Raw genomic sequence first — 5,976 nt, 5'->3', positions numbered from 1 at the left:
AAAGTCAATCTTTTCAATATCTTCCTTTTTCTTCCTTATATCCAACTGACGTTATATTAAACTAATACTAATGTAACTCTTTGTTTGCCCCTATTGTGTATTAGAAAATCTTGTATTAATGTATCCATGACTTAATATGATCTTAAGCCATTTATGGTTGAAGAGGGGAGAATATAGGAGCATATAAATAAATGAATCATACAACGAAAATAGGCATTATTGTACGAGATGATTTAGAGACATGGCAAAAGCTAAATATTACAGCTTTTCTTTCTCCTGGGATAGCCGCTGCAGCTCCAGAGACAATCGGTGAAGCTTGATGGATCGGGTAACACTTATCTTTCCATCTTGAGCCAGCCTGTGTTTGTTTATGGTGCAAATTCCGAGCATTTGCAACGCACACGAACGAGAGCACTCAGTCGTCAGGTGCCCTTAGCTATTTATACCAAAGAGATGTTCGTAACCAATAATGACAAAGACAATCGAGCAGTTGTAAAGGAAGTCCAAGCCGAAGATTTGGACATTGTTGGATTGGCACTGCGCACAGATTGTAAAACTTTTGACAAAATTGTTAATGGGTTAAAACTTCACCCGTAAAGAAGGTCCATTTTCATTATAATATAGCCTTTTATTGAATTGAGGCAGCTTAATTATAGAGAGTTATTATGAGGACCTGCTATGTAAGTCACATTTGATATTAGAGAAGCATCGCAAAAACCCTGGAATAAAAATGAGCTGAATCGATTGACGCAACAGATTTATTCTTTACGTTTCAAAATATCATAATTTCTTTAAGATGCTGGTGCCGAAGAGGTGAATCGAACACCCGACCTACTGATTACGAATCAGTTGCTCTACCAGCTGAGCTACTTCGGCATATAAGGCTTCCTAAATCTTATTTATAAATTTTAATTTTCTTTAAAGAACGAACATAACCTACGTGGTTTTGCATTAAATCTCAATGGAAAAAACACCTTATTAAGTTAAAATTAAGATCCTTCTTTTTAAAATTTATTTCTATTTTGGAAAGAGACAAAATTTGAATTTAATTTGCTTTTTGTTAAAATTAATTTATTTTTCAATAAAAATCAGTATATTATATAAAGTTTGGACTTAAATGTATGCATAAAACCTTTTGGGATGATCCTTATCAGAAGACTTTAAAAACTCACGTACTCTCAGTTTTAGGAAATAAAGTTCTTTTAAAAGAAACTATTGCCTTTTCTTTTTCAGGAGGGCAAGAAAGCGACAATGCTACCCTTAATGGCTTGCCAATTACGGGCTCAGAAATAGATGGTTTCTTGATTTATTATACATTTCAAGAGGGTCATAACTTTTCTCCTGGAGATGAAGTCCTCTTAGAGCTTAACTGGCCGAGGCGCTATAGACTCATGCGACTTCATTTTGCAGCTGAACTTGTTCTTGAACTTGTTACGCGAAAACTTAACCTTGAAAAAATTGGTGCGCACATTGCAGAAGATAAAGCGCGCATTGATTTTATCTTCGATCAAAATATCTTTCTATTTTTTGAAGAAATATTATCAGAATATAACGCTATTATTGAAAAAGATATGCCCATTAAAACAGGATTTTCAGACATTAAAAATCAACGACGTTTTTGGGAAATTGAGGGTTTTTCAAAAGTCCCTTGCGGGGGGACTCATGTTAAATCAACTGGAGAAGTTGGATTTATCACTTTAAGAAGAAAAAATATTGGACAATCGAAGGAGCGCATAGAAATTAAGCTAATTGATGAAAATACGCATACAAAACATAAAGATTCTCCAAAACAAGCATAAAAAATCAATAAGATTTTTTCAGAAGAAAGATATAGAATATTTTTTTGTTGAAAACTCTATCCTTATTGAGAATCTATGATATTGCGTTTTTTTTTAAAAATAGTATAAATAAAAAAATAATTGTCTTTGTAAACATAAAATTTATTTTCTTTATCTTTCTCATAAACTTTAAAAAGGAGTTTTTATATGAAATCTATAAATTATAAAATGGCATTAGGATACCTTGGCGTCATTGGGAGTCTCTCGCTTCTTGCTGCCTGTGAGTCTCCTAAATCTAATACAAGAAAAGCAACAGTGAGTTCTGAGACAACCGAAAGCACCACAGAAGAAAGTACTGGAAAAAAAATCATAAATGACCGCCATCTTCGATCCCCCCTTGATGATTTTGAAAGATAAGAATACCTGATAGGGTCAGAATAACTATACTTTCAACGATAAATTTGTTATCCTTAAATAAGGATAGTTATTTTTTATTGGCTTCTGTTGATTTAATTTTTCTGCATATTTTTGAAAGGAGACCTCGTTATGAATATAACTTATAAAATAATTGAAAGTTGTCTCTGTTTTGTAGGAGGTCTTTCTCTTCTAAGCGGGTGTGGACCAGCTCTTGTTGGAGGAGGGGCAGGGGTTGTTGATATGGCAACACAAGACCGGGGGGTAGAAGGTGTCTTAAGTGATACAGAAATTCGTTCTAAAATTGATGCCGCATGGCTTCAAAAGGATCCGAAACTATTCACACATATTGGATTAGCTGTACAAGATGGTTATGTTCTTTTAACAGGAAGCGTATTAGATTCTAAAACACGTGCAGAAGCAGTCATTCTCGCTTGGCAAGTAAAAGGAGTTAAAGCCGTTTATGACGAAATTAAAGTAGGCGAACCTCATTCATTTGAAAATGCTGCAAATGATACTTGGATTTCAACAAAAGTACGCGCAAGCCTCATAGGTGCTAATGGTATACATTCAAACAATTATAGTGTGACAACGTTTAACGGTGATGTTTACTTACTTGGCATTGCTCAAAATCAGCAAGAACTTCGGCGTGCTATTCAAATCGCAAAAAGCATTAAAGGCGTTCGGAATGTTGTTACCCATATGCAGGTTAAATAACAAAAAATCCGATATGGCATAAATTTTAGAAGCCAACACATTCATCTTCATAGAACCTTTGTGAAGAAGAGCGTGTTAGCTTCTATTATATTAATCCTTTACGAGAATTTTTTTATGTGTAAGTTTAAAAAAACTTAAACAGGAAGGTTTTTTAATTAAGTGGCTCTATAAATTAAATTTTTTTACGAGTTAATGATAAAGGATTGTTATGGATATAAAGAATTTTTCTATACTGCTTTTTTTTGCTATGTTTATAACAACCTTTCAAATTAATGCGCTCGACGATAGTGAGCAAAAAGATAAAAATAGGCGTTCTTTTTCATCTCACAACGATGAACAAGCTAACCAACACTCTGATATAGAAATGACTACGACTTCTAAAATCTATACCGCTTTTATTTTCGACTGTGATGGTATTCTTGTTGATACTGAATATTTAAAATATCTCGCATGGAAAAAAGCCTTTGAAACTTTCCAGATTTCTTTTGAAGAGGAAGATTATCTACCTCTTGTTGGATATTCTTCCCAAGAAATAGCGCAAAAATTTCAGGAAAAAGCAATGAAAGAATTTGTTATAGAAGATGTTATTAAAATTAAAGAGGCAGAATATAGGTGCTTACAAGACAAAAAAGTTCCTCTTTTTAAAGATGCACTCGTGTTTTTGAGGAAAATAATTGCCTTGAAACGAGAAAAAAACATTAAAGTGGCAATCGCTTCTTCTGCTCCCCACGAAGAAATCCATAGAAATTTAAAAGCTATGGGACTTTTTCCTGAAACATTCGATCTTATCATCTCAGGGCATGATGATTTATCTCATATAAAAGATCCCACTGGCGTTAATAAGCCTAAGCCTTATATTTACACTTTATGCTCTGAAAAATTGAATGTTACGCCTGAAGAATGCGTTGTCTTTGAGGACACCCATGCAGGCGTTATGGCAGCTCTCACAGCAGGCTTAGATGTTATTGCTGTTCCAAATCGTTTTACAGCATCCCATGATTTTAGAAAAGCTCTGAAAGCAACACCATTTAATCAAATCGAATTGCTCGAAACGCCATCCGGCATAAGCTTAAGGTTATAACAAAACAGGGAAGGGAATAGGCTTTTTGTTAAGTCTTGAAGATTATAAGTTATGTGCTTTATATCTCAATACCAAAAATGCTCTCTTTTTAAATGAGGAAAAAACATATGCAGATTGCAATTTCAGGAACTCATTATATGGGGAAAACGACTCTTATTGCAGATTTTATTAAGAATTATCCCCACTATAAACATGAGATTGAACCTTATTATCAATTAGAAGACAAGGCTTCTCAAGAGTTAGCCTTAGAACCCAGTTTTGATAATTTACTTGAACAATTAGAGTATAGCCTTGAGCAACTCCATAAGTATGCTAAGTATGCTCATGAAAAAAATATCATTTTTGATAGATGCCCCGTGGATTTTTTAGCCTATGCGATGTATGCCTTAGACGAAGATTATATTGATATTAATGAGAGTGAAATTTCCGAAAAATTCACAGAAATCAAAGAAGCCTTAACTCATTTGGATCTCATAGTCTTCCTGCCCATGTTAAAAGAGTATCCTATAGAATATAGTGAAGATAATCCAAATTATCGAAAAGCCATCGATCAAAATTTCAAGAAATTATATTGGGATGAAAAATACGACATATTTCCTGATGATGGAGCTCCAAAAATTATTGAAGTTTCTGGAAATCGTCAGACGCGCCTGAAACTTATAGAAAGCCATTTAATTAGAAGATGAACTTGCAAAACTTATGGCAGGATCATCATTCCATAAGTTTATTAAATTTTAATTAAAAGTTTTTTACCTAATTTTTCTCTTTTTTAATACCTGTGATTATTTTGATAATCACAGGTATTAATACAAAGCAAGATCAAATATCTATCTTTTTCTTTTCTGCTTCTCCGCAAATTGGCCTTTTATACATCTTTCTTGTCCTGTGCCAAGGGCTCTTGAGAAGATACCTGAGCCAGTACATTAAAGTAGTCTTCTTCTAAAGCTAAAGCTGCTTTTTCTTGTAATAAATCAGCTGTTTGTAGAGCAGAAAGTTTTTCTGCAATTGCTGTTACAAAAAGCTGATTAACAGAAGTTCTTTCTTTCTTGGCTATAGATCGAGCCGTTTTCATAAGAAAATCTGGAACTCTCAAGGCATAGTTACTCATGATTTCTTCCTTTTAGTATAGTTAAATAATGTTGCGGAGTAATAACCGCTAATTTTTCAAACCTTTCAGTACCTTTAAAATCTTTTATGTTATGAGTTATAATGAATTCGGCTTTACCGCATACGGCTAGCTCTAGAAGCATATCATCTTCCGGATCTTTCAAGAAAGGCCTCCAAAGGTAATAAGGGATTACATGCTTAAACTTTGCACAAATCATATTCAAGATGTCATCTATATCAGAGCTTTTTAATCCAAAAACATCTAAATTTTCTTTCCTTTTTAGGACTTCTTCATATTCAAGAAAGAGAGGAATAGAAATAATCTCCTTAACCGCTCCATATCCTATTTCTTCTAAAATAACGTAAGAAGCTCCTTTATTGGATCTTAGGCCACTTACAAGAATGTTTGTATCTATTACAACTTTCATATTCTATATGATATGAAAATTGTAAAAAAATAGCAACTTCTTTTATTTAAAACTTTTTTCCCTTGCAAGCCTTTTTTAAAAGTATTGAGTTTAATTTTGTTTTTTATTGCAATCTAATAAATTTCCAGTTAAAAGATCTTAATTTTTTTAACTCTTTAACTTTAAAATAAGGTTGATAAATGCATAAACCTTTTCTTAAGCCTTTTTTTATCGCTGTTCTTGTTGTTATTTCTTTTTTAAGTTATTCATTTTTAAGTTATTCATTAAGCTTTGCTATGCTATCAGAAGAATTTACAAACACAAGGCTAAAAAGAAAAACCTCCTTTTGTTCAGCAAGGCGTAACAGTCATGATATAGCAACAATGGGTTTAAATTATGAAAAAGAAGTTACTGACTTATTAGACCTACTGCGTAAGTAAAAAGAAAAAGGAAGATTGAGGGGATGCAACTT

At 33.0% G+C, this 5,976-nt stretch carries 8 protein-coding genes, 1 tRNA gene and 1 pseudogene; 7 read left to right on the top strand and 3 right to left on the bottom strand.

Going from position 1 to position 5,976, the window contains the following annotated elements:
* The first annotated feature begins 191 nt into the window (after positions 1–191).
* Positions 192–597 (top strand): annotated as a pseudogene (locus JSS34_08165) (DUF2000 family protein).
* A 203-nt stretch (positions 598–800) separates the two neighbouring features.
* Here JSS34_08165 and JSS34_08160 read toward each other — a convergent pair.
* Positions 801–876 (bottom strand) — tRNA-Thr (locus JSS34_08160).
* A 245-nt stretch (positions 877–1,121) separates the two neighbouring features.
* On the opposite strand from JSS34_08160, the gene JSS34_08155 reads away from it, so the two are divergent.
* The 5 genes from JSS34_08155 (at position 1,122) to JSS34_08135 (ending at position 4,676) form a co-directional block, all read left to right on the top strand.
* Positions 1,122–1,799: an alanyl-tRNA editing protein gene (locus tag JSS34_08155; GenBank protein MBS0186287.1), complete on the top strand. Its 678-nt coding sequence runs from the start codon at positions 1,122–1,124 to the stop codon at positions 1,797–1,799.
* A gap of 186 nt (positions 1,800–1,985) precedes the next feature.
* Positions 1,986–2,195, top strand: coding sequence for a hypothetical protein (locus JSS34_08150; GenBank protein MBS0186286.1), 210 nt, complete (start codon positions 1,986–1,988; stop codon positions 2,193–2,195).
* A 129-nt stretch (positions 2,196–2,324) separates the two neighbouring features.
* A complete protein-coding gene (locus JSS34_08145; GenBank protein MBS0186285.1) occupies positions 2,325–2,909 on the top strand; it encodes a BON domain-containing protein in 585 nt (194 codons plus the stop codon).
* Between the two features lie 208 nt (positions 2,910–3,117).
* Positions 3,118–3,990: an HAD family phosphatase gene (locus JSS34_08140; GenBank protein ID MBS0186284.1), complete on the top strand. Its 873-nt coding sequence runs from the start codon at positions 3,118–3,120 to the stop codon at positions 3,988–3,990.
* 107 nt (positions 3,991–4,097) lie between these two features.
* Positions 4,098–4,676, top strand: coding sequence for an AAA family ATPase (locus JSS34_08135; GenBank protein ID MBS0186283.1), 579 nt, complete (start codon positions 4,098–4,100; stop codon positions 4,674–4,676).
* Between the two features lie 179 nt (positions 4,677–4,855).
* Here the strand turns inward: JSS34_08135 and JSS34_08130 are convergent, their stop codons facing one another.
* On the bottom strand, positions 4,856–5,098 hold the full coding sequence (locus tag JSS34_08130; GenBank protein ID MBS0186282.1) for a toxin-antitoxin system HicB family antitoxin: 243 nt from the start codon (positions 5,096–5,098) through the stop codon (positions 4,856–4,858).
* A complete protein-coding gene (locus JSS34_08125) occupies positions 5,091–5,525 on the bottom strand; it encodes a putative toxin-antitoxin system toxin component, PIN family (GenBank protein ID MBS0186281.1) in 435 nt (144 codons plus the stop codon). Before JSS34_08125 ends, JSS34_08130 begins: the two co-directional genes overlap by 8 nt.
* A 179-nt stretch (positions 5,526–5,704) precedes the next feature.
* On the opposite strand from JSS34_08125, the gene JSS34_08120 reads away from it, so the two are divergent.
* Entirely contained in the window at positions 5,705–5,944 is a 240-nt protein-coding gene (locus JSS34_08120) for a hypothetical protein (protein ID MBS0186280.1), read from the top strand.
* Positions 5,945–5,976 lie beyond the last annotated feature (32 nt).

Source organism: Pseudomonadota bacterium (assembly GCA_018242545.1).
In the GTDB taxonomy this organism is placed as follows: domain Bacteria; phylum Pseudomonadota; class Alphaproteobacteria; order 16-39-46; family 16-39-46; genus 16-39-46.
Note: the sequence above shows the minus strand (reverse complement) of the source record. Positions and strands in the feature narration are given on the sequence as shown.

Excerpts from the sequence above, each read along its gene's own strand:
- JSS34_08155 (MBS0186287.1), top strand. The coding sequence starts at position 1,122 with ATGCATAAAACCTTTTGGGATGATCCTTATCAGAAGACTTTAAAAACT.
- JSS34_08150 (MBS0186286.1), top strand. The coding sequence starts at position 1,986 with ATGAAATCTATAAATTATAAAATGGCATTAGGATACCTTGGCGTCATT.
- JSS34_08145 (MBS0186285.1), top strand. The coding sequence starts at position 2,325 with ATGAATATAACTTATAAAATAATTGAAAGTTGTCTCTGTTTTGTAGGA.
- JSS34_08140 (MBS0186284.1), top strand. The coding sequence starts at position 3,118 with ATGGATATAAAGAATTTTTCTATACTGCTTTTTTTTGCTATGTTTATA.
- JSS34_08135 (MBS0186283.1), top strand. The coding sequence starts at position 4,098 with ATGCAGATTGCAATTTCAGGAACTCATTATATGGGGAAAACGACTCTT.
- JSS34_08130 (MBS0186282.1), bottom strand. The coding sequence starts at position 5,098 with ATGAGTAACTATGCCTTGAGAGTTCCAGATTTTCTTATGAAAACGGCT.
- JSS34_08125 (MBS0186281.1), bottom strand. The coding sequence starts at position 5,525 with ATGAAAGTTGTAATAGATACAAACATTCTTGTAAGTGGCCTAAGATCC.
- JSS34_08120 (MBS0186280.1), top strand. The coding sequence starts at position 5,705 with ATGCATAAACCTTTTCTTAAGCCTTTTTTTATCGCTGTTCTTGTTGTT.